The 21,827-nt window shown below is 63.0% G+C and carries 26 protein-coding genes and 1 pseudogene; 8 read left to right on the top strand and 19 right to left on the bottom strand.

Going from position 1 to position 21,827, the window contains the following annotated elements:
• Nucleotides 1-38 precede the first annotated feature (38 nt).
• Nucleotides 39-515, bottom strand: coding sequence for a MarR family winged helix-turn-helix transcriptional regulator (locus ASD00_RS36360; protein ID WP_025426256.1), 477 nt, complete (start codon nt 513-515; stop codon nt 39-41).
• A 117-nt stretch (nt 516-632) separates the two neighbouring features.
• Between ASD00_RS36360 and ASD00_RS36355 the strand changes: the two genes are divergently transcribed.
• Entirely contained in the window at nt 633-1,055 is a 423-nt protein-coding gene (locus ASD00_RS36355; RefSeq protein ID WP_025426257.1) for an organic hydroperoxide resistance protein, read from the top strand.
• Nucleotides 1,056-1,278: 223 nt separating this feature from the next.
• Here ASD00_RS36355 and ASD00_RS36350 read toward each other — a convergent pair whose 3' ends face one another.
• On the bottom strand, nt 1,279-1,491 hold the full coding sequence (locus ASD00_RS36350; RefSeq protein ID WP_025426258.1) for an alkylphosphonate utilization protein: 213 nt from the start codon (nt 1,489-1,491) through the stop codon (nt 1,279-1,281).
• Between the two features lie 201 nt (nt 1,492-1,692).
• Entirely contained in the window at nt 1,693-3,255 is a 1,563-nt protein-coding gene (locus ASD00_RS36345) for a helicase HerA-like C-terminal domain-containing protein (RefSeq protein ID WP_025426259.1), read from the bottom strand.
• Nucleotides 3,256-3,610: 355 nt separating this feature from the next.
• Here ASD00_RS36345 and ASD00_RS36340 point away from each other — a divergent pair, with 355 nt between their 5' ends.
• Nucleotides 3,611-4,003 (top strand): DUF2780 domain-containing protein, encoded by a 393-nt coding sequence (locus tag ASD00_RS36340; protein WP_053250731.1) that lies wholly within the window; start codon nt 3,611-3,613, stop codon nt 4,001-4,003.
• On the opposite strand, the gene ASD00_RS40650 is transcribed toward ASD00_RS36340, so the two are convergent.
• The 4 genes from ASD00_RS40650 to wrbA form a co-directional block, all read right to left on the bottom strand.
• Complete coding sequence (locus ASD00_RS40650; protein ID WP_128090419.1) at nt 3,987-4,412, bottom strand: MBL fold metallo-hydrolase; 426 nt, start codon at nt 4,410-4,412, stop codon at nt 3,987-3,989. The genes ASD00_RS36340 and ASD00_RS40650 overlap by 17 nt on opposite strands.
• 110 nt (nt 4,413-4,522) lie before the next feature.
• Nucleotides 4,523-4,702 (bottom strand): hypothetical protein, encoded by a 180-nt coding sequence (locus ASD00_RS36335; protein ID WP_025426261.1) that lies wholly within the window; start codon nt 4,700-4,702, stop codon nt 4,523-4,525.
• Nucleotides 4,702-5,895: an MFS transporter gene (locus ASD00_RS36330; RefSeq protein ID WP_057211490.1), complete on the bottom strand. Its 1,194-nt coding sequence runs from the start codon at nt 5,893-5,895 to the stop codon at nt 4,702-4,704. The genes ASD00_RS36335 and ASD00_RS36330 overlap by 1 nt, the downstream gene beginning before the upstream one ends.
• Nucleotides 5,895-6,527, bottom strand: coding sequence for an NAD(P)H:quinone oxidoreductase (gene wrbA, locus ASD00_RS36325; protein ID WP_025426263.1), 633 nt, complete (start codon nt 6,525-6,527; stop codon nt 5,895-5,897). The genes ASD00_RS36330 and wrbA overlap by 1 nt, the downstream gene beginning before the upstream one ends.
• Nucleotides 6,528-6,657: 130 nt before the next feature.
• Here wrbA and ASD00_RS36320 point away from each other — a divergent pair, with 130 nt between their 5' ends.
• Nucleotides 6,658-7,566 carry a LysR family transcriptional regulator gene (locus ASD00_RS36320; protein WP_057211532.1) on the top strand — a complete coding sequence of 303 codons (909 nt, stop codon included), beginning with the start codon at nt 6,658-6,660 and terminating at the stop codon, nt 7,564-7,566.
• Between the two features lie 9 nt (nt 7,567-7,575).
• Here ASD00_RS36320 and ASD00_RS36315 read toward each other — a convergent pair whose 3' ends face one another.
• The 3 genes from ASD00_RS36315 to ASD00_RS36305 all read right to left on the bottom strand — a co-directional run bounded on the left by ASD00_RS36315 (nt 7,576) and on the right by ASD00_RS36305 (nt 10,961).
• A complete protein-coding gene (locus ASD00_RS36315) occupies nt 7,576-8,736 on the bottom strand; it encodes an MFS transporter (protein WP_025426264.1) in 1,161 nt (386 codons plus the stop codon).
• Nucleotides 8,737-8,855: 119 nt separating this feature from the next.
• Entirely contained in the window at nt 8,856-9,692 is an 837-nt protein-coding gene (locus ASD00_RS36310) for an aldo/keto reductase (RefSeq protein ID WP_025426265.1), read from the bottom strand.
• 87 nt (nt 9,693-9,779) lie between these two features.
• Nucleotides 9,780-10,961, bottom strand: coding sequence for an MFS transporter (locus ASD00_RS36305; RefSeq protein ID WP_025426266.1), 1,182 nt, complete (start codon nt 10,959-10,961; stop codon nt 9,780-9,782).
• A gap of 139 nt (nt 10,962-11,100) precedes the next feature.
• Here ASD00_RS36305 and ASD00_RS36300 point away from each other — a divergent pair, with 139 nt between their 5' ends.
• Nucleotides 11,101-11,994, top strand: a complete 894-nt coding sequence (locus ASD00_RS36300) for a LysR family transcriptional regulator (protein ID WP_025426267.1) — start codon at nt 11,101-11,103, stop codon at nt 11,992-11,994.
• 25 nt (nt 11,995-12,019) lie between these two features.
• Here the strand turns inward: ASD00_RS36300 and tam are convergent, their stop codons facing one another.
• The 5 genes from tam to ASD00_RS36275 all read right to left on the bottom strand — a co-directional run bounded on the left by tam (nt 12,020) and on the right by ASD00_RS36275 (nt 15,895).
• A complete protein-coding gene (tam, locus tag ASD00_RS36295; protein ID WP_025426268.1) occupies nt 12,020-12,793 on the bottom strand; it encodes a trans-aconitate 2-methyltransferase in 774 nt (257 codons plus the stop codon).
• Nucleotides 12,794-12,805: 12 nt separating this feature from the next.
• The gene (locus tag ASD00_RS36290; RefSeq protein ID WP_025426269.1) at nt 12,806-13,468 is read right to left on the bottom strand and encodes a haloacid dehalogenase type II; all 663 of its coding nucleotides are present in this window, start codon (nt 13,466-13,468) and stop codon (nt 12,806-12,808) included.
• Nucleotides 13,469-13,649: 181 nt separating this feature from the next.
• Nucleotides 13,650-14,210 carry a phosphatase gene (locus ASD00_RS36285; RefSeq protein WP_025426270.1) on the bottom strand — a complete coding sequence of 187 codons (561 nt, stop codon included), beginning with the start codon at nt 14,208-14,210 and terminating at the stop codon, nt 13,650-13,652.
• A 112-nt stretch (nt 14,211-14,322) separates the two neighbouring features.
• Entirely contained in the window at nt 14,323-15,363 is a 1,041-nt protein-coding gene (locus ASD00_RS36280; RefSeq protein ID WP_025426271.1) for a zinc-dependent alcohol dehydrogenase family protein, read from the bottom strand.
• Nucleotides 15,335-15,895, bottom strand: a complete 561-nt coding sequence (locus ASD00_RS36275) for a GNAT family N-acetyltransferase (protein WP_025426272.1) — start codon at nt 15,893-15,895, stop codon at nt 15,335-15,337. Before ASD00_RS36275 ends, ASD00_RS36280 begins: the two co-directional genes overlap by 29 nt.
• A 154-nt stretch (nt 15,896-16,049) precedes the next feature.
• On the opposite strand from ASD00_RS36275, the gene ASD00_RS36270 reads away from it, so the two are divergent.
• Complete coding sequence (locus ASD00_RS36270; RefSeq protein ID WP_025426273.1) at nt 16,050-16,931, top strand: branched-chain amino acid aminotransferase; 882 nt, start codon at nt 16,050-16,052, stop codon at nt 16,929-16,931.
• 21 nt (nt 16,932-16,952) lie between these two features.
• On the opposite strand, the pseudogene ASD00_RS36265 reads toward ASD00_RS36270, so the two are convergent.
• The 3 genes and pseudogenes from ASD00_RS36265 to ASD00_RS36255 form a co-directional block, all read right to left on the bottom strand.
• Nucleotides 16,953-17,393: pseudogene (locus ASD00_RS36265) on the bottom strand (phosphotransferase); the annotation flags it as partial.
• 24 nt (nt 17,394-17,417) lie between these two features.
• Nucleotides 17,418-17,747 (bottom strand): hypothetical protein, encoded by a 330-nt coding sequence (locus ASD00_RS36260; protein ID WP_025426275.1) that lies wholly within the window; start codon nt 17,745-17,747, stop codon nt 17,418-17,420.
• Nucleotides 17,748-17,922: 175 nt separating this feature from the next.
• Nucleotides 17,923-18,258 carry a hypothetical protein gene (locus tag ASD00_RS36255; RefSeq protein ID WP_025426276.1) on the bottom strand — a complete coding sequence of 112 codons (336 nt, stop codon included), beginning with the start codon at nt 18,256-18,258 and terminating at the stop codon, nt 17,923-17,925.
• Nucleotides 18,259-18,482: 224 nt separating this feature from the next.
• Here ASD00_RS36255 and ASD00_RS36250 point away from each other — a divergent pair, with 224 nt between their 5' ends.
• Both ASD00_RS36250 and ASD00_RS36245 read left to right on the top strand, forming a co-directional pair.
• On the top strand, nt 18,483-19,085 hold the full coding sequence (locus tag ASD00_RS36250; protein ID WP_025426277.1) for a superoxide dismutase: 603 nt from the start codon (nt 18,483-18,485) through the stop codon (nt 19,083-19,085).
• 229 nt (nt 19,086-19,314) lie between these two features.
• Nucleotides 19,315-20,199 carry a metallophosphoesterase gene (locus tag ASD00_RS36245; RefSeq protein ID WP_025426278.1) on the top strand — a complete coding sequence of 295 codons (885 nt, stop codon included), beginning with the start codon at nt 19,315-19,317 and terminating at the stop codon, nt 20,197-20,199.
• Here ASD00_RS36245 and ASD00_RS36240 read toward each other — a convergent pair.
• Nucleotides 20,165-20,860: a YafY family protein gene (locus ASD00_RS36240; protein WP_025426279.1), complete on the bottom strand. Its 696-nt coding sequence runs from the start codon at nt 20,858-20,860 to the stop codon at nt 20,165-20,167. The two genes, ASD00_RS36245 and ASD00_RS36240, sit on opposite strands and share 35 nt — an antisense overlap.
• Nucleotides 20,861-20,992: 132 nt before the next feature.
• Between ASD00_RS36240 and ASD00_RS36235 the strand changes: the two genes are divergently transcribed.
• Nucleotides 20,993-21,631 (top strand): LysE family translocator, encoded by a 639-nt coding sequence (locus ASD00_RS36235; protein ID WP_025426280.1) that lies wholly within the window; start codon nt 20,993-20,995, stop codon nt 21,629-21,631.
• Nucleotides 21,632-21,827 lie beyond the last annotated feature (196 nt).

The raw sequence follows: 21,827 nt of genomic DNA, 5'->3' as shown, positions 1-21,827 counted from the left end.
TTTCTCAAGTTTTGAAATTTCGACGTTGCCGCCCGCGATCAGACTTCGCTCTCGCCGGAGGAGAGCCGTCGCGTCAGCTGATGTAGGGTTTCCCTGATTTCACGGGCTTCCTCCAGGCTGCAGCCCGACGCCTTGCCGATATCAGCGAGAATGCCGAAAGCCTCCGTCTTGAGGTCATGACCCTTCTCCGTCAGGCTGACGATCACCTGCCGTTCGTCGCCGGGATCGCGTTGCCGACCGACATAACCTGCCGCCTCTAGCCGTTTCAGCAGCGGGGACAACGTTCCCGAATCGAGCCCGATCTCTTCGCCGATACGCTTGACCGTCATTCCGTCCTGTTGCCAGAGCGCCAGCAGCACGAGATATTGCGGATAGGTGAGGCCAAAACGATCGAGGAGCGGCTTGTACGCGCGGTTGAAGGCATGCGCAGCGGAATAGACGGCGAAACAGAGCTGTTTACCGAGCGTCAGCGCTTCGTCCGGGAGCGTGTCGAATTGTGCCGCTTTGATCGTCATCTCAGCATTGTCGCAAATTTGGGCCGAAAATGCAATTTGCAAAATTAATTTGCGCACAATTTAATTTTGCAGTATGTAATTCTCATTCGACAACGAAACGCAAAGGAGACCCCGCCAATGCCCATTCTCTATCGTACCACTGCATCCGCAACCGGTGGCCGCGCCGGCCAGGCCAAGAGCGCCGATGGCGTTCTCGACGTTACGTTGACCGTGCCGAAGGAACTTGGCGGCGACGGCGCCCGCGGCACCAATCCCGAACAGCTCTTCGCTGCCGGCTATTCCGCCTGCTTCCTCGGCGCGCTCAAATTCGTCGCCGGCAAGGAGAAGGTAAAGCTTCCGGAAGACACCACCGTGACGGGCACGGTTGGCATCGGCCCGCGCGAAGACGGCACCGGCTTCGGCATCGACGCTGCACTCGAAATCACTTCGCCGGGCGTCGACAAGGCGGTTCTCGAAGATCTCGTCCAGAAGGCGCATATCGTTTGCCCCTACAGCCATGCGACCAAGGGCAATATCGACGTCACGCTGACGGTCGCCTAGAGCCTTTGCAGGAAAGTGCGAAGCGGTTTTCCGTCAGGAAATGCTTGGAAACAAAGAGGCCGAGCGTTTGCGGCTTCGTTTAAACCGGAAACGCTCTAAGCCTCTCGTTTCGCTAATAAACAATAAAGCCCGGCTCCCGCCGGGCTTTATTGTTTGTCTGCTCAGCTTCGCGCGTCATTGACGGCGAGGGCGCGCTACCCGTTTCCTGCCGCGCGCAGCAGCATCAGGCCTTCTTCAGGAATTCGGTGCGCAGCACGAGGCCCTTGATCTTCTCGACCCGGCACTCGACTTCGTCAGGATTGTCGGTGAGGCGAATGCCCTTGACCACCGTGCCGCGCTTCAGCGTCGTCGAGGTGCCCTTGACCTTCAGGTCCTTGATCAGGGTGACGTTGTCGCCGTCGTTGAGGATGGCGCCGTTCGAGTCTTTCACGTCCATGGGATGTCCTTTCAAGATGCAGGCACGCCCTGATCCGGCGGATCAGGGCGTGCAGAGATGGTCTATTCTATCGCCGCGGCGGACAGCGTCCGCGCCGTTGCGCTGCGGCGCTTCCGCTTTAGAGGAGCCGGGGAAACGCCCTCGCTCCTGCCTTTCCGTATCTCCTGACGGAAAACCGCTTCGCACTTTCCTGGAAATACTCTAGCGCCTGCTCAGGCTGCCAAGGATGCCGCGAACCAATGCGCGGCCAACCTGGGTTGCAACGGTGCGGGCAACCGATTTCATCGCCGCTTCCACCACGGTTTCGCGTTGATATCCGGAGGAGCGCGGACGGGCCTGCTTTCCGGCCGGGGCCGCAGACTCGTCGTCGCCGAAGCCCGGAAGCGTCCAGCGGCCACCGCCGGTATCGGCTTCCACCGGCGCCTGCTCGGCTTGCTGCTGCGCTTCCGCCACCTTCTTGGCGCGCGCCGTCAGCATTTCATAGGCCGAATCTCGGTCGAAATCTTCGTCGTACTGGCCACGGACGGGGCTGACATCCATGACCTTCTGCCGCTCTTCCGCCGTCAGCGGGCCGACACGCGATTGCGGCGGGCGCACCAGCGTGCGCTCCACCATCGACGGCGCGCCCCTGCCTTCGAGCGTCGAGACCAGCGCCTCGCCGGTGCCGAGATTGGTGATGACGGTGGCGCAGTCGAACTCCGGGTTCGGGCGGAAGGTGTCGGCGGCGGTCTTCACCGCCTTCTGGTCGCGCGGCGTATAGGCGCGCAGCGCATGCTGGACGCGGTTGCCAAGCTGGCCGAGGATCGTTTCCGGCACGTCGAGCGGGTTCTGCGTCACGAAATAGACGCCGACGCCCTTGGAGCGGATGAGGCGGACGACCTGTTCGACCCGCTCGGTCAGCACCTTCGGCGCATCGTTGAACAGCAGATGCGCCTCGTCGAAGAAGAACACCAGCTTCGGCTTCTCGGGATCGCCGACCTCAGGCAGCTCCTCGAACAGCTCGGACAAAAGCCACAGCAGGAAGGTCGCGTAGAGGCGCGGGTTCATCATCAGCTTGTCGGCGGCAAGCACCGAGATCGCGCCGCGCCCGTCATTGGTCGTGCGCATGATGTCGGTGATCTTCAGTGCCGGCTCGCCGAAGAAATGTTCGGCGCCCTGCTGTTCCAGGATTAGCAGTTCGCGCTGGATCGAGCCGACGGAGGCCTTGGAGATGAAGCCGAACTGGTTGGAAAGCTGGGTGGCGTTCTCGCCCATGTAGTTGAGCAGCGCCTGCAGATCCTTCAGATCGAGCAGCGGCAGGCCGCCCTGGTCGGCGATCTTGAAGGCGATGTTGAGCACGCCTTCCTGAGCGTCCGTCGCATTCATCAGCCTCGACAGGAGGAGTGGACCCATTTCCGACATGGTGGTGCGGACGCGGTGGCCCTTTTCCCCGTAGAGATCCCAGAAAATGACCGGGAATTCCTGGAACTCGTAGGGGTTGGTCGGCAGGCCGATCTGTTCGGCGCGCTTGAGGATGAAGTCTTTGGCCTCGCCGATCGCACCGATGCCCGAGAGGTCGCCCTTGACGTCGGCGCAGAACACCGGAACGCCGGCGTTGGAAAATCCTTCGGCGAGGATCTGCAGGGTAATGGTCTTGCCGGTGCCGGTGGCGCCGGTGATGAGCCCGTGGCGGTTGCCGAATTTCAGCTCGAGATATTCGCCTTTGTTGATCGTATCATCCGGCTTGCGGCTGGCGCCGATAAAGAGCTTGCCTTCTTCCACCATGTGGGCTTCATCTCCGTTTCATCAATGAAAGCGGGCGGTTCGCGGCATGTCTGCCGGGCCCGTCATCGAAATGTGGCTCGTTCCTGTTATAGGCGGTGCTGCTCCACCCGGCAACAAGGTGATTGCGGCGCGCAACCCGAAACCAGCGGAGCTGGTGGCGGCCGATCGGTCGCATTGCCAAGCGGTCACGACCGTGAAACGATTGCCCCGAGCCGCGGAATTGCGCCGCTACGCGATGCGCGGAGAGCTGCTTGAAAGCTGGTGGATTGCCCGGCATTCCATCCATCGTCGCTTGTTATTTCGGAAGCGATCATTTACCTTGACGTCAACGTCAAAATTCAACGAGGAGTTATCCATGAATGAACTGGTCACGCGCGTAGCGGAGAATGTCGGCCTAGAGCCTGCGACGGCTGAAAAGGCTGTCGGCATGATCCTCGGCTTCCTGCAGCGCGAAGCGGCTGACGGTCCGGTCGCCCAGATGATCGAATCGATCCCGGGCGCAACCGACCTGATCGCACAGTACAACGGCGAAGGCACGGGCGGCGGCGGTCTGCTCGGCGGCCTGATGTCGGCGATCGGCGGCGGCGGTGTCATGGCGCTCGGCCAGCAGCTGATGAGCCAGGGCCTCGGCATGGGCGAGATCACCTCGCTCGCCAAGGAAACCATTGCTTTCGCCAAGGAAAAGGCTGGCGCCGATGTCGTCGACGAAGTTGTCGCCTCGGTCCCGGGCCTCAGCCAGTTCGTCTGATCTCTTTCGGCTCTGCTTGAAGAAAACCCACCGGCGCCAGCGCCGGTGGGTTTTTTGTTGTCTTGGTGTCGTACCCTCGATCGACGATAGAGCGTTTCGGGTTTGGACGAAGTCGCAGAAACGCTCTATCTCTTTGTTTTTTACGGATTTCCTGACGGAAAATCGCTTCGCACTTTTCCTGGAAATGCTCTAACCATCGGCACCGTGCTTCAGCCGCCGCGTCATCGCATCGATCTGGCGTTCCGTTTCCCGTACCTCGGTCTGATGAAGCGGCAGTCCCTTTGCCAGGCTCGGCACGACGCTGGCCATCGTCCCAGAGAAAGCAGGCCGAGCCCGCCGTATGCCCAGGTGTGGGGATCACTTCAAAATCCGCGGAAGGCAGTTCGCGATCAGCAAAACCACCGGCCATTCGGCAATGTGCCCGGATCTGCCGGCGTTCCAGGGTCCAAACAGCGGTGCGCCGAGGTGGTCTGAGGCCCAATCGCAGGAGGGCATCGCCTGGTGATGGTGGTTGATGTGCTACCGTGCGATCGCGCCCACCGAAACGAGGCCTTCGGCCTCTTCGGCCAATTGCCGCGAGGCGCAGACGAGCAGGGTGCCAGCATCGCGACGAAGTACGAAGGCGCGACCGGTGAAATTGGGGGCGAAGCTGAGCCGTTCCGCCCCGGCGCCGTAGAGGGTGTCGAACAGATGCTCCATCACGCTTTCTTCTGTTCCTTAACAGGAAGGGCGCGATCAAGAGTTGTCGCCAGCAGGATGCAGGCGAGTGCGCCGATGCCGATGAAGGCCGCACCGGAAGTCCAGCCGTAAACTTCGATCGCGGTTCCGACAGCAACAGGTCCGACGAGCTGCCCGAGATTGCTGCCTTGCATCAAGAGGCCCATCGCCATCGGTGCGGGCGCCGGGCTTGGCGACAGCATCGGTACGGTCGATATCAAGGTCGCAGGGATCAGTCCGCCAATCGCCGAAAATAGCACGCATGATGTAAACGTCAGCAAGTCACCCGACTGCGAAAGGAAGATCCAGAGGCCGGCAGCGCCCATCAGCGTGGCTGCAGTGATAACCAGACGACCGCGGCCGACGCCGCGGGACAGCATGTGGCCGGCGGCAAGATTGCCGATGACGTTGGAAAGCGTGATGAGGGCACTGAGCACCCCAGCCGTTCCAAGCGCGACGAGCAGGATCGGCAGGAAGCTGGACAGGGTGAACGTCATAAGGCTGTAGAGGGCGAAAAGGGCGAAGAGCAGCACCGGCCCTCGGCTTTTCACCGTTGCGATCACGTCCGCGTGGAAGCCGCCAGCGGATGGGCGGGGCCTGCTCTGCGAGGGCGATATCGCTGCAATGATCGTCAACAGGCTGAGGAGCGCGACGAGGCCGTTGATCCACCAGATTGCCTGCCAGGAGGCAAACAGAGGACCCGTGAGCATCGCGATTGCCATGCCCGCCGGCATGAAGCAGCTCCAGACCGCAAAGACCAGATCACGCCGCCCGGAGCCGACAATGCGCATGAGGATCGCCGGACCGGCAACGACGACGAGCAGGAAACCGAACCCCTCGAAGATGCGGGACAGGATGAGCAGCGTGAAGTTCTGGCTCGCGGCACCGGTGATGATGCCGAGCAGGAGGATGCCCATGCCGACGCCGAGCATGCGCCGGTCGCCGATGGCCGCGACCATGGCTCCGGCCGGCATGCCGCCGACAACGCCGACGATCGCAAAGACGGAGGTAAGCCAGCCGAGTGCGGTCAGGTCGAGCCCGAGATCGGCCTGCAGCAGGGGGCCGGCGATCAGCCCCTTGCCCACCTGCATTGCGGCGACCATGCCGGCGGCAACGACCGCCGTTACTGCGGTCCAGCTGGTCCTTTCCGGGACGAAAGCGACGACCGTCGACATCAGGCCACCTCCGCCACACGCGCCCGGCCGGCGACCAGCGCCCGCGCCAGTTCGGCGACGTGGCGGCCCTGGAAGCGTGCACCCTCCAGATCGTTGGTGCTTGGCTGCCGGTCGCCGCCATTGCCGTCGTCGGCGAGCGTCGAGGCGCCATAGGGCGAGCCGCCGCTGATCTCATCCATGCGCATCTGGCCCTTGAAGCTGTAGGGCAGACCGGCGATCACCATGCCGAGATGCAGCAGCACCGTGTGTGTTGCCAGGATCGTCGACTCCTGGCCGCCGTGCTGGCTGCCGGTCGAGGTGAAGACGCTGCCGATTTTTCCCACCAGCGCATCCCTGGCCCAGATGCCGCCCGCCTGATCGAGGAAGTTCTTCATCTGCGCGGCCATGTTACCGAACCGCGTCGGCGTGCCGATGATGATCGCGTCATAATCGGGCAGTTCGGCAACGCTTGCGGCGGGTGCGTCCTGGTCGCGCTTGTAGCCGGCATTGATGGCGACGGCTTCCGGTACGATCTCCGGCACCCGTTTCACCGCAACGCTGGCGCCTGCGGCCCGTGCGCCTTCCGCAACGGCTGCGGCCATGGTCTCGATGTGACCGTAGGAGGAGTAGTAAAGCACGAGGATCTTTGTCATTTCCGGTTCCCTTGTTGCGCTTGCTTCGGTCTGCGGAGCGTTCGCGGCCGCTGATGTCAGGCAGGATGGGTGCTTTCATCGATCTGAAAAAGTGATATAAAATGCATCAAACTGATCTATGGAATCGATCATGATTGACGCCTTGACCCTGGACCAGATGCGGACTTTCGTGGTGGTTGCCGAAAGCGGCAGTTTTCGCTCCGGCGCTGCCCGGCTGTCCCGCGTCCAGTCTGCCGTCAGCCACGCCATCGCCAATCTCGAGGCCGGGCTCGGGGTTTCCTTGTTCGATCGCTCCGGCCACCGGCCGGTGCTGACACCCGAAGGCCAGGCTCTGCTTGCCAATGCGCGCGATATCCTGTTGCGCGTCGATGCCATGCGTGCCCGCGCCCGCGGCCTCGGCGAGGGCATCGAGCTGGAACTGTCGCTGATCGTCGATACGCTGTTTCCGATTGTGACCGTCGGCGCTGCACTGAAGGAAATGCGGGTGGCCTTTCCCTCGGTTGCCATCAGGCTTTCGGTTTCGCCGCTCGGCGGCCCGCTCGATGGCCTGATCGAGCGACGCTTCACGCTCGGGATCATGGTGGGTGAAGATTTTCGCGATCCGGCGATCGGCCGGCAGGCGCTGACGGACGTCCAGCTGATCGCGGTGGTGGCCGCGCAGCATCCGCTGGGTCTGAACGCCGTCAACGGCGTGCTCGGCAGCCCGGAGCTCGCCGACCATCTGCAGATCGTCCAGTCGGATCCCTCGCAGCGATCGGAGGGGCGCGACTTCGGCGTGCTTTCGCCGCAGACCTGCCGAGTCAGCAACCAGGATACCAAACATGCGATGATCCTGGCGGGGCTCGGCTGGGGGCGGTTGCCGCTGTGGCAGGTGGAGCGCGATCTCGCCGAGGGCCGGCTCGTTCGCTTGCCTACGGCCTCGCTCGGCCGCAACAGCCAGGTCGCCGCCGAGGCCTATCTCGTGCACCGGATCGACGAGCCGCTCGGGCCGGCGGCGCGTGTTTTTGGCGACGCGCTTACCCGACTTTGTCGGCGCTGACGGCCGCGCCTATCTCCTGCCGGCGACGGCGAATATCAGCGTGAACATGACCAGTACCATGCCGACCCCGAGCGGACCGGCAGTGGGATTGATCAGCGCCATGAGAAAGCCGGTGGCGCCCGATCCGGCCGCGCTGCCGGCAGCATAGGCCAGCGAAAAGGCGGCACTGCCAGCCACCAGCATGCTGCCGCGATATTGCTCGCCGAGCATGGTCAGCGCTGCCGTGTAGAGGGCGAAGCTGGCAGCGCCGATCAGCGCGAACAGCGCCAGCAAGAGCGGTGCCGACGTCACCAACGGAATGGCGAGATAGCCGGTTGCCGCCACCGCGGCTGCAGTAATCGCCACCCGCCGACGCGGCAACTTGTCGAGCAAGACACCAATGAAGGGCTGCGCCAGTGCCGTCGGCACCGCAAGCACCGTCACGCTCAACGCCGCGAAGGCCTGACTGTGGCCGGACTTGACGAAATAGACCGGCATCGCCGAGATCGCCGCAATATCGGCAAAGCCGAACATCAGCACCATCAGGATCAGGGTCGGCGCGTGCCGGAAGAACGCGAACAGATCGCGCGTCGAAGATGGCTCCGGCCGCGTCCGCGCGCCCATCGTCAGAAGGCCGGTGAGGAAGGCGACGAGCGCGATATAGATCGCCAGCAACGCAAAGCCGAGCCCGCCGCTGGTGCCGAGAAGCGGGATCGCCAGCGGCCCGGCGGCAAAGCCGCCGCACATGCCGGCGCCGTAGAGGCCGGATACCCGGCCGCGCAGCCGGTCCGGGCAGGCGGTGTTGAGCCAGGCTTCGCCCAGCATGAAGACCATACTGACGAAGAAGCCGAGCGCGAAGCGGGCGATGAACCAGACCGGAAGCGAGGAGGTGGACGCAAGTGTTGCGAGGCAGAGGGAACAGCCGCAGAGGCTGGCGATGATCAGCTTGTCTGCGGAGGCAAGTCGCGTCAGATGCCCGAGCAGCAGGGTCGCCGCGGCAAGGCCGGCGGCAAAGCCCATGGCATTGAGACCGATCGTGGCGGCCGAGACGCCGCGGCCTTCCAGCGACAGCGAAATCAAGGGATAGGTGAGCCCTTGCGCGACGGAAAAGGCGGTAACGCCAAGCACGACGGCGATGATGGCCGGCCAATCCGGAGCGATGTCGCCCACCTCAACGGTTTTCGACGTCATCGGCCCCTCCCATCGACAGTGCGTCCCCTGGGGAGATCGGCATCGATCTCCCCAGGGGATCTGCATAGATCATCCGCCGCCGGTTTGGAACTCGACCGGCGGCGGATCGGCAACTATTGTCAGGCGGCCTTGTCCCACACCGGCGACAGACCCTCGGGGCTGACGATGCGGCCGTCCGGACGGGCGAGGCCATGGATCGCCGCCATCTCGCCGTCACCAAGCGCGAAGTCGAAGATGTCGAAGTTTTCCTTCAGGCGCTCGATCGTTGCTGTCTTCGACAGGGTGATGACATCCTTCTGCTGCACCAGCCAGCGCAGCGTCACCTGCGCCGCGGTCTTGCCGTGGCGCGCACCGATGTCCTTCAGCAGCGGATCGTTCGGGATCTTGCCGTTGGCCATGGCGTAGTAGGCTGTGATCGACATGCCGTGCTTGCGGGCCGTGGCGAGCACCTTCGTCTGGTCGAGATAGGGATGGTATTCCACCTGGTTGGTGGCAACAGGCGCGTCGCTGAGTTTCACCGCCTCTTCCATCTGGGCGGTGTTGAAGTTGCTGACGCCGATGTGGCGGACCTTGCCGGCCTTGTGCACTTCATTCAGTGCGCCGATGCGCTCGGCCATCGGCACGTCGCTACCACCCGGCCAATGCAGGAGAAGCAGGTCGACGTGATCCGTCTTGAGCTTCATCAGGCTCTCGTCGACAGAGGCGAGAAAATCGCGATGGGCATATTTGTCGACCCAGACCTTGGTGGTGAGGAAGATATCGGCGCGGGCGATACCCGATTTGTGGATGGCTTCGCCGACTTCAGCCTCGTTGCCGTAGATCTGGGCGGTATCGACGTGGTGGAAGCCGAGCTTCAGCGCTTCCGGCAGCACGCGCAGCACGTCGGCACCGGGCATGCGAAAGGTGCCGAAGCCGAGCGCCGGGATGTTGGCGCCGTTGGAATTGACCGAATGCATGTGGGAACTCCTTGTTTTTGCAGAACGCCCGGCCATCGGCCGGGCGGGAAAGAGGCGAGGGTATAGGTGGGCCAGTTGGCCGCTTGGTCAAGCCGGCTGGGCGACTGTTTCTGCCTTGCGATCGAGTGCGCCGCTCAGAAGCGTCAGCAGCAGCGCGCCAACGACCAGAACGGAACCGACGACCGGCGTCATGCCGAGGCCAAGCGACGAGGCAACGATGACGCCGCCAAGCCAGGCGCCGATGGCGATACCGAGGTTGAAGGCGGCAATGTTGAGCGCCGAGGCGACGTCGACAGCGCCGGGCCGATGCTGCTTGGCAAGCTGCACGACGTAGAGCTGCAGGCCGGGCACGGTGGCGAACGACAGGAAGCCGAGGCTTGCCAGTGTCACCAGCGTCAGGACTTGCGACGTGGCCGTGAAGGTGAAGAGCACAAGGACGACGGCTTGAGCAAGGAAGAGGCCAACCAGCGCCTTCACCGGATCGCGGTTGGCGATCTTGCCGCCGGCGATGTTGCCGATCGCAATCGCGACGCCGTAGAGCACCAGGATCAGGCTGACGGCGCCTTCGGAAAAGCCGGTGATTTCCTGCAGGATCGGCGCCAGGAAGGTGAAGGCGACGAAGGTACCGCCATAGCCGAGCGCGGTCATGGCGAAGACGATCAGCAGCCGACCAGAGCCGAGAACGCGCACCTGGTCGATCAACCTTGCCGGCGGCGCCTTGGTCAGCGTGTTTGGCAGCAGCGTGGCGATGGCGGCAAGCGCTATGACTCCAAGCCCGGTGACAGCCCAGAATGTGGCGCGCCAGCCGAAGGTCTGGCCGATCCAGGTGCCGAGCGGCACGCCGGTGACGATGGCGACCGTCAGGCCCATGAACATCATGGCAATCGCCGAGGCACGGCGATCCTCGGGCACGAGGTCGGCGGCAATGGTCGAGCCGACGGAGAAGAAGACGCCGTGGGCGAAGGCGGAAATCACGCGGGCAATGAGCAGAGGCTCGTAGCTCGGCGCCAGTGCCGCCGCGGCGTTGCCGATGATGAACAGCGCCATCAGTCCGACCAGCAGCGGCTTGCGCTCGATCCGGCCGGTGAGCGCCGTCAGGATCGGTGCGCCGAAGGTGACGCCGAGCGCGTAGACGCTGACGATGAGGCCGGCAAGCGGCAGGGTGATGTTGAGATCGTCGGCAACCGTCGGCAGCAGGCCGACGATGACGAACTCGGTGGTTCCGATCGCATAGGCCGCGATCGTCAATGCGAAGAGTGCAATGGGCATGACAAGACCTTTTCCCGTCCGGCTGGGAGGACCGGGCGTTTTGGTGTTGATGTGTTCGACGGGAATATGAGGGTGGAGAGCTTGCGCGATAATCCGTATAATCGGATAAACGGCTGTGAACTGAATTCATAGGTGAGTGATGGACAACCGCGCCGGTGAAATGGAGGTCTTCGTCGCCGTCTGCGAAACGCGCAGCTTTTCTGCCGCCGGCCGGCGGCTGAGGCTATCGCCATCTGCGGTCAGCAAGCTGGTCACCCGGATCGAGGATCGGCTGGGCACGCGCCTGCTGGTGCGCTCGACCCGGTCCCTGCAATTAACGCCGGAGGGTGAAGTCTACCTGCAACGCGCCCAACGCATTCTGACCGAGATCGCCGAGACCGAGCAACTGGTTGCGGCCGGCGGCCGGCTCTCTCCCCGCGGGCTTCTGCGCATCAACGCATCGGTCGGCTTCGGCGAGCGCTACATCCTGCCGCTCGCGCCGGAATTTCTCGAACGTTATCCGGAGGTGCGCCTCGATCTGACCCTGACGGACAGCCTGATCGACGTGGTCGGCGAACGGGCCGACGTGGCGATCCGCACTGGCCCCTTGCGCGATTCGTCGCTGAAGGCGCGCAAGCTGATGGAGAGCCGGCCGGTGGTGATCGCGTCACCGGCCTATCTGGCCAGACACGGCGTGCCGCAGACGCCTGCCGACCTGGAAAATCACAATTGCATTCGCTTCAACTTCCGCCGCAGCGTCGACGAGTGGGCCTTCCGTGCCCCCGGCCAAACTTCGGCCGAGCTTCTGTCGGTCTTCGGAAATCTGCAGGTCTCGAGCGGCGCGATCGTCCAGCAGCTTTGTCTCGCCGGTGTCGGCATCGGCCGTATCGGCCGCTTCCACGCTGAGCCGGACTTGGCCGCGGGACGGCTGGTTGCGTTGCTGGAGGATTATCGGCCGGACGAGATCGAAACGGTCTACGCCGTCTATGCCGGCCATGAACATCTCGCGGCCCGCATCCGCGCCTTCATCGACTTCCTGGCCGAACGGATCTGATGCATGGCCCGCGGGATGGTGTGTCTTAGTCGGCCTTGACGGCGACGACGAAGAACCTGGGAAAGCGCAACAGCACCCGGCCGTCGCTCATCGCCGGATAGGCGTCACGGATCCGGTCGGTATAGGCTGCAGCAAAGGCGTCGCGTCGCTCAGGCGGCAGCGCATCGAGATAGGGGCGCAGGCCCGTGCCCTTGACCCATTCGACGATCGCTTTGGTGTTCGCCAGCCGGTGATAGTAGATCGTGTGCCAGACCTCGATATGGGGCGCATGGCGCGACAGACGCTCGACATAGACAGTCGGTGCCGGCAACGCATTGCGGCGGATCGTCCGGCCCTCGAAGGCATCGGCGAAGTCGGCGCTGCGGGCCGTTTCTTCCATCAGCAGATGGGTCGGTTGGTCGATATTGTCGGGCATCTGCACCGCCAGCGTACCGCCGGGCGCAAGCGAAGCGGTCAGCCGTTCCAGCACGTCGAGGTGATCGGGCAGCCACTGGAAGACGGCATTGGCGAAGAATAGCGACGCGCCCTTCGGCGGCACCCAGGTCGCCAGGTCAGCCTTCTCGAAGGTCAGGCCCGGCAACCGCTTGGCGGCGGCCAGCAGCATGTTTTCGTCGCTGTCGAGGCCGGAAAGGGAGGCGTCCGCAAATCGCTGGTGGATCAGTTCGGTCGAATTTCCCGGGCCGCAGCCAAGATCGAAGGCAGGACCGGAGGGCAGGTCCGGAACCTGCGCCAGCAGATCGCGTGCCGGCCGCGTGCGTTCGTCTTCGAATTTCAGGTATTGCGACGCCGACCAAGCCATTGAGACAAAACCTCAGATACCGAATTGCAGACTTTCGAGCGAAGGCAGGATCAACGCCGGCCCCTGGTCACGATATTCGTCAGGCATGTCGGCCCGGTTGATCCAGACCGTGCGGAAGCCGAACTTCGTCGCCCCTGCAATGTCCCAGCGGTTTGACGACTGGAAGGAAACCGCATGCGGGTAAAGCCGATAGCGCGTGGTGACGAGATCATAGACCGCTGGTGCCGCCTTGTAGGTCTTCACCGTGTCGACGGAGAAGACGTCGTCGATGACGATCTCGAGCGCTGCATTGTGCACCGCTGCGGCCAGCATATCAGGTGAACCGTTGGAAAGGATCGCGAGCCGCGCTCCGCGCTCCTTCAGCCCTTTCAGAACGGCGGGAACCTCCGGGTAGCAATCGAGCGTCCAATAGGCATCAAGCAGCGGTTTCCTCAGCTTGCGGTCGGCGGAAGGGAAGCGGGAAAATGCGTAGTCGAGCGATTGCTCGGTCAGTTGCCAGAAGTCCTGATAGGCGCCCATCAAGGAGCGCACCCAGGAATATTCGAGCTGCTTGGCGCGCCAGAGTTCGGAGAACGCCTGTCCGTCCGGACCGATCTCGGCGGCATGGCGCCGAACCGCCGCATGCACGTCGAAAAGCGTGCCATAGGCATCGAACACATAGGCCGCGTGGGACATTCTTTCCTCCCGTCTGTCATCCCCGGCCACACAGCGGGACAAAATGTCATACCCCGTAAAAGCGTGGCCGAAAACAAAGGCTTACCGCATTGTGCCGGTGTTGGCACGCCGCGAATACCGTTCTTTTGCGCGATCATGTCAAAGATTTGTGCGTTGCACAACGGCATTGCGCCACCAGGCGTCAGCCTTTGCCTGGTTTCCAGACCTTTGCGGGGAAGCGGAGGGCCTGTTTGGCAAGCTTTCCCTTGAGCCCGAGCGCCGCATCGCAAAGCCCGACCACATGCCGGTTCGGCTTGGCTTCCGGCCGCAGGGCATGCAACGCCGCGGCCGCTTCCTCGGGCGACATGTACCGCGCAAGAATGCCGAGGCTCAGTGCCGTCGCGCGGCCGATGCCGCGCAGACAGTGCACCAGCAGATGCGCATCCTCAGGCAAGCCGTCGATAAAATTGAAGGCCGCCTCGATCGCGTCCGGACGGGCGGCGTCAGGAGCATCGGGGTCGGTGGCGTCGCCGAAATAGAGTTCCAGGTGCTTTTCGGGCGGCAGCTCGATCATCGACAGCAGCCGGCTCGCCGGCGCCCGCATCGAGATCAGGTGCGTCGGTGCCCAGAGCGCCCGATTGTGCCGCGCCTCCGTTTGTGAACTGATGACCATCTGGATGGGCCATCCGTTCGGATGGGCCGGATTGGCATTAAGAACGGGGCTGTAGAGTTCTTCCCCGGTGGCAGCTGCCGCTAGCGCCATGACAGGACCTCGTCGTGATTCTTCCTGTGGTGATTTTGCCCTGAAACCGGTTCTGACTTAAGGGCAAAATCGCATCCGCAGCCAAAAGCAAACAGGCTTTGGAATGTCCCCTTCAGAACCGTGTGATCACGCTGATGCCGAGATCGGTGGCGCGGTCCATCGAAACGAGGGCAGGGATCGCTTCCTCGAGCGAGATCTCGCGGCCGATCAACTGTTGCGGATTGAGCTTGCCGCCAGCGATCATCGACAGCATGGCGTCGTATCGCCAAGCCTGCATGCCATGGCTGCCATAGATCTCGAGCTCGTGGCCGATCACCTGCGCCATTGGGATTTCCGGCGTGGCATGGTCGCCGAGCATCAGGCCCACCTGCACGTGGCGGCCGCGCCGGCGCAGGTTCTTGATCGAGTTGAAGCAGGTGACGGGATGGCCGAGCGCGTCGATCGAGACATGGGCGCCGCCGCTGGTGATCTCCTTCACGGCACCTGCGACGTCGTCCGTGTCGCGGCCGTTGACCGTGGCAACGGCGCCGAGCTTCTTGGCGAAGGCGAGTTTTTCTTCGGAAATGTCGATCGCGATCGGATGTGCGCCAAGTGCAGCAGCAATCATGATCGCCGAAAGGCCGACACCGCCGCAGCCGTGAACCGCCACCCATTCGCCGCCCTTGACCCGTGCCTGGTCGGCGACGGCGCGAAACGAGGTGGCAAAGCGGCAGCCGAGGCTGGCGGCAGTCTTGAAGTCCATGTTCTCAGGCAGATGCACCAGGTTCTGGTCGGCGAAATCGAGTGCGACATATTCGGCAAATGAGCCCCAATGGGTGAACCCCGGCTGGAACTGCGCCTCGCAGACCTGCTGGTTGCCCGAACGGCATTCGCCGCAGCGGCCGCAACCGGAAACGAAGGGTACCGTCACCCGGTCGCCGACCTTGTAGCGCATCACGCCGCGGCCGGTGGCGGTCACGATGCCGGCGAGCTCGTGGCCCGGCACGTGCGGCAGGCGAATGTCGGCGTCGTGCCCCATCCAGCCATGCCAGTCGGAGCGGCACAGACCCGTCGCCTCGACCTTGACGACCACGCCGTTTTCGGTCGGCGTCGGATCGGCAAACGTGCGAATCTCGGGCGTCTTCTCAAAGGCGTCGTAGTACATGGCTTTCATCGGGGCACTCCTTGCGATGTCTGGCCGGTGCGGCGCGACCGTCTATGTGCCGCGCCATCAGAATTTCGTCGACCTCTTCCTCGCCGTCGAGCAGGCCACCTGGAACGCGCCCGATTTCGTGGAACTCTTCGCGCCTGTAGAAGCGGATGGCCGTCTCGTTGTCGGCGCGGGCGACGAGCTCCAACATCCGGATGCCGGTCGAGCGGGCATGGTCGGTCAGGTGTGCAAGAAGCTCGCGCGCCACGCCGGAACCGCGCGCCTCGCGGCGCACATAGACCATGATGATGGTGGCACGGTGCGCCATCCGGCTGGAGCGCTGGCGCATGAGTCCCATCATGCCGACAGGCTCACCCCCGTCGAGCGCGACGAAGACGGTGTTTGCGGCGAGCCTTGCCTGCCATTCCGCCGTCGACAGCCGCGCCCAATCCGCCGCGGTGGAAGCGAAGGCTTGCGGCTCGCGCTGCAGCGCCTCCAGCCGTATGCGGCGGAAGATTTCCACGTCGTCCTGATCAAGATGCCTGATGATGTGCACGTCTGCCCCTTTGCCCTGCGAGAGAGACTACGCGAGAGGCCGTTCCGGTGCCAGAATGGACGCCATGACATTTTTTGATGTACCCATTCACCCCCATGCTGCTTTTTCGAGCTATGGCGGAAGATACGGAAGACAAAACGTGAAGGAGACGCAGATGGCCGTCGATACATCCCCCCGCTCAGTGACCTGGACCTATGTCGACGGCGAATGGCTGTCCGGCAATCCGCCGCTGATCGGCCCGACCTCCCATGCCATGTGGCTGGGCTCGACCGTGTTCGACGGCGCCCGCTTCTTCGACGGCATCGCGCCGGACCTCGACCTGCATTGCCAGCGCGTCAACCGCTCGGCAACGGCGCTCGGACTGAAGCCGACCGTGAAGCCGGAAGAGATCGAGGCCTTGACCTGGGAAGGCGCCAAGAAATTCGACGGCCAGACCGCGCTCTACGTCAAGCCGATGTATTGGGCCGAGCATGGTGCGGCCGGGATGGTCGCCATCGATCCGGAATCGACCCGCTTTGCGCTTTGCCTGTTCGAGGCGCCGATGGGTAACGGCCATGGCGGCTCGTCTCTGACCCTGTCGCCGTTCCGCCGGCCGACGCTCGAATCCATGCCGACCGATGCCAAGGCCGGCTGCCTCTATCCCAACAATGCCCGCATCCTGACCGAGGCGCGGTCGCGCGGCTTCGACAATGCGCTGGTGCGCGATATGCTCGGCAACATCGCCGAAACCGGCTCGTCCAACGTCTTCCTGGTCAAGGATGGCGTCGTGTTCACGCCGGCCGCCAACCGCACCTTCCTTGCCGGCATCACCCGCTTCCGCGTCATGACGCTGTTGCGCGAAGCCGGTTTCGAGGTTGTCGAGGCGACGTTGTCGATGGCCGATTTCGAGGCTGCCGATGAGATCTTCACCTCCGGCAACTATTCCAAGGTCCTGCCGGTCACCCGCCTTGACGACCGTGACCTGCAGGCCGGACCGGTCGCCGCCAAGGCACGCGATCTCTACATGGATTGGGCCCATTCGAGCCAGGACGCCTAACGAGATCGACTATGGCGCGGGTCAGGTTGCCCGCGCCACGGTCGCGGCCCAGGTCTCGACGCTGCGCAGCATCGTCGGCGCATGCTCGGGATCGTCAACGAGTTCGGCCAGTTCCGACAGCCGGTGCACGCCGGTCAGCACCGCGATGCGCCGGCGGTCGAGGGCCCGACCCGTCAGTTCTTCATAGGTTTCGACAATCCGCGCCGTCAGATCCGGCGAAATGAAGTTCGAATAGATGAACTCACGGTGAAGCGGGCCAATGCCTGAATCGGCAAAATCATAGATGCCGTTGAGCCGGCGCTCCCCATGGTCGAAGGCCATGTTCCAGCCATGGCCATCGAAGAAGCCGTAGGTGGAGCCGTGCGGGTCGGGGCCCAGGCGCTCGAAGGCTTCGACAGTTTCCGCCGCCAACGTGGCAAGGTCGGCCGGAAGAGCCGGCAAGGCCTTGCCCCGGATCGTCTCCACCGTTGGTCCGTGAAAGGCTGCTTAGCGCCCCTGCACGATCTTTATGAGGTTGACCGTAGGTTGGCCGGGGCGGACGTCCGCATACTTCAGCCGGCCCGATGCCAGAGCGCTCGTCAACCGCTTGCAGGTCAACGCCTGGACCTTGTTGATCGGAACGCTCATGATCAACGCGCCAGTTTCGAGGTCGGATTTCGACCATCTCTTGCTGATGCAATCCTTCACAATCGCTCTCTGAAGCGCGGGGCTGCCTTGAACCGCCGTCTGCACCGTCTCATACTCGCGCTGGCTTGGGGCGCAGGAGGCTAGGGTCAAAAGGGTAAACGCGAACGAAGCAATATGGATCGGTTTCATGGCAATCTCCGGTTGGAGAATTGCCGGTAATTGTGGCGGCTGTGATTCGCAACCCTGACGTTGGGCGGTGCGGTTTCCGGCCGGTTGCTCGACGGTGAGAGCCGGAAACCGCTTGCATGAGCGCTTGTGCGCGCAAGCCCGCGCGGGCCTGCGATCACAGATCGCCGGCGACAGCCTACTTATCTGCGGCCGGTGCCACGACCGTGACGGTGTCGGCTGCCAGTTCACCGCCGATTTCCACCGTCTTCTTCTGCTTGTCGTAGACGCAGATCTGGGTGACGGCATTTTCGGCGCCCTTGGGCTTGCCCGAGACCAGCGCCAGCCCGAAGCTTTCCGAGCCGAACGGATCGACGACGACGACCGGCTTGTCGAGCGAAGGGGCGGCCGCAATGCACTTCTCCGAAACGTCGGCCCGGAATTCTTCCCAGGCATCGCCTGAGGACGCATGGGCGCCGGTCGCGGCAAATCCGGTTGCTGCCACAAGGGCAAGGGTCAGGATCGGGCGATGCAGCATGTTCAGTCCTTATTCTCAACTGGTTGCAATGGGTGCACGCTGCCCGCGAAACGTGGCGCGAATGTGCTCGGGCCGCGGGCGCTTTCAAAATGATGTTGAAAGTATATTCCGTGGGTTGAGGAAAAATTGGCATCGCATCGGTTGCCTCCGTCAAGGCCGGTGCCTATGTTCCCGCTCACAGATTTCTTTGACGAAATCCCATGCCAAGAGGAGATGCCCACATGGCTTTCGAATTGCCGAACCTTCCCTATGACTACGATGCGCTGGCGCCCTACATGTCGCGCGAGACGCTCGAGTACCACCACGACAAGCACCACCTCGCTTACGTGACCAACGGCAACAAGCTTGCCGAGGAAGCCGGTCTCTCCGACCTCTCGCTCGAGGAAGTCGTCAAGAAGTCCTATGGCACCAACCAGCCGCTGTTCAACAATGCCGGCCAGCACTACAACCACATCCACTTCTGGAAGTGGATGAAGAAGGGCGGCGGCGGCACCAGCCTGCCGGGCAAGCTCGACGCAGCCATCAAGTCGGATCTCGGCGGCTACGACAAGTTCCGTGCCGATTTCATCGCGGCTGGCACCGGCCAGTTTGGTTCGGGCTGGGCATGGCTTTCGGTCAAGAACGGCAAGCTCGAAATCTCCAAGACCCCGAACGGCGAGAACCCGCTCGTTCACGGCGCTTCGCCGATCCTCGGCGTCGACGTCTGGGAACATTCCTATTACATCGACTATCGCAACGCGCGCCCGAAGTACCTCGAAGCGTTCGTCGACAGCCTGATCAACTGGGATTACGTACTCGAAATGTACGAAGCGGCTTCCAAGTAAGCCTTCCCAAGCCTCGACTTCAGGACCCGGCGCTTGCGCCGGGTCTTTTCGTTTGGGGGTGACCGGTGGAGGCGGGATGCTCGGCCGTCACCAACGTGTCATCGCCCGGCGCTACTGCATGTTTCCTTAAATCGTCTTCGATTTAAGGATAAAAACATGCAGCAATTCAAAGTGCTACAGCAACCTTTGCGCATCTAATAGGACGCGCAGCGCTGTAGGGAGAAGCACCATGCACGCAGACACATCACCTCTCCTCCGCTTCGGCGTCATCGCCGACCCGCAATATGCCGCTGTGGAACCGAACCTCGTCCTCGGCCGCTATTATGCCAACAGCCTGACGAAGCTCGCCGAAGCGATCGAGACCTTCAACGCCGAAGACCTCGCCTTCGTGGTGACGCTCGGTGATATCATCGATCGAGGCTGGCAGAGCTTCGATGCGATCCTGCCGCTCTACGACAAGCTTCGTCATCCCAAGCATTTTCTGCTCGGCAATCATGATTTCGGCGTCGATCCGGAGAAGCTCGGGCAGGTTTTCGGCCGGGTCGGCATGCCCTCGCCCTATCAGACATTTGCGATGGCCGACTGGCGGTTCGTGTTGATCGACGGCAACGAGGTCAGCCTTTTCGCCCCGCCACCCGGCGACCCGCGGCGAACCGCAGCCGAGACGTGGATCGAGACGCTGAAATCGCAAGGGGCCGATAACGCCCATCCCTGGAATGCCGCGCTCGGCGACGTGCAGTTCGCCTGGCTGGAGGAGACGCTGCGCAAGGCGGAGGCTGCCGGCGAGCAGGTGGTCGTCATGGGCCACTACCCGGTCTATCCGCCGAACGCCCACAACATGTGGGACAGCCAGCGCATCGTCGATCTCTTCGGTCGTTTCAAAAACGTCGGCGCCTATTTCTGCGGTCACAACCACGACGGCAATTACGGCCTCGCCGACGGCACTCATTTCGTCAATATCAAGGGCATGGTCGAGACGCCGGATACGACAGCCTATGCGATCGTCGAGATCCATGCGGACAGAATGGCAATCCGCGGCTACGGCCGCGAAACGGATCGAACCCTGCAGTTGGAGACGATCATGCCCCGCCTGGTTGTGGCCGCCAGCCGCTGATCCAGAGGTCCCGCAGGCCTTCGCCTTCGCCTGGAAAGAAGTCGTCGGTCGCTTCGCAATGTTCGACCCGATCGGCGCGGAAGTTGCGGATCGCCTGACGCAGCTCGCACCAGGCGACGATATTGGCGGTTTCGGAATAGTAGATCAACGCGACCGGCCGGATCGTCCGCTCGGTGGCGCGGCCGAGTTCGTCGCGATAGTCGATGCCGAGCTTGCGTTCGTCGCGGATCGCGCGACGCACCAGTGCCAGATCGACGCCGGTAGGTGAGGGTGCCACCGTTCCCCAGGCATGCAGCGCCTGTGAGCGAAGCGCAAGCCGCAGCGGTTCTGGCACAGCACCTGTGATCTTCTGATTGACGCGGCCGGCTGCCGCCCTCAGCTCCTCGTCTCCGGTGCGCGCCAGCAGCGCCAGCGCCAGTACGATCGCCTCGGTTTCCTCGATCGAGAACATCAGCGGCGGCAGGTCGAAGCCGGGGCGCAGGATATAACCGATGCCGCGACCACCTTCGATCGGCACGCGCATGGCCTGTAGGGCGGCGATATCGCGATAGATCGAGCGCGGCGTCACCTCCAGCGTCTCGGCCATTTCAGCGGCGGTCACCGGCTTTCGGGCCAGCCGCAGGATCTGGATAATCTCGAACAGGCGCGAGGCCTTGCGCATCGAAAAAACTCCGCTGTTCCAAAACGCTCCTGACAAGACCCTGTCAGTTGGCGACGCTTATAACATTGGGCAACGGATTGAAAAATAAGCAATCCGCTCAGGCAACGATCGAACGGACCTCGGACAACTGACATGAGCTATACGGAAAATCTCTGGCTTTTCTTCACCCTTCTCTTCGGCATCATCATCGTGCCGGGCATGGATATGATCTTCGTGCTGGCGAATTCGCTGACCGGGGGGCGAGCCTCCGGCCTGTCGGCGACGGCCGGTATCATGGCGGGCGGTGTCCTTCACACCCTCTACGCGGCGCTCGGGGTCAGCGTCATCCTTCATCTGGTGCCGCAACTGTTCAACGTGCTGCTCATCGGCGGTGCCGCCTATATCGCCTGGATCGGCTATTCCCTCATCCGCAGTTCCATCACCATCGGCGGTATCGACGGCGCCGCGCGGCTGTCGCGCTGGGCGAGCTTTCGTCAGGGCGCACTCACCAGCCTGATGAACCCGAAGGCCTATCTCTTCATGCTGGCGGTCTATCCGCAGTTTCTCAAACCCCAATTCGGGCCGGTATGGTCGCAGGCGGCGGTCATGGCGTTGATGATCGCCACCACCCAGCTTGCCGTCTATGGCGGCTTGGCGCTCGCCGCCGGTCGCGGCCGCGACTTTCTCGTCGGCAGCCCCGGTGCGACGGTTCTGATCGGCCGTATCGCCGGCGTTGTTCTGGTGCTGGTCGCAGCTTTCACCGTCTGGCAGGGCTGGGCCGGCGGACGGTAGAGCCGTCACGTACAAACATGACTGCTGTAGTCATGTTATTGGAACGACGCGGTCGAGACGATCAAGAATCGCGCGGCCGCGTCAAATTATGCTGTTGTGACAAGGACATCAAAAAAATGTTACTTCCGTCGAAAGGCTAAAATGACATCATGCCGGCGCATTCAACACGAAGGCCGCAGATGCGGATTCGAATGAC

It is taken from the genome of Ensifer sp. Root31 (assembly GCF_001424825.1).
Lineage (GTDB): Bacteria > Pseudomonadota > Alphaproteobacteria > Rhizobiales > Rhizobiaceae > Ensifer > Ensifer canadensis.
The sequence above is the reverse complement of the archived record's forward strand: the minus strand, read 5'-3'. Positions and strand labels throughout refer to the sequence as shown.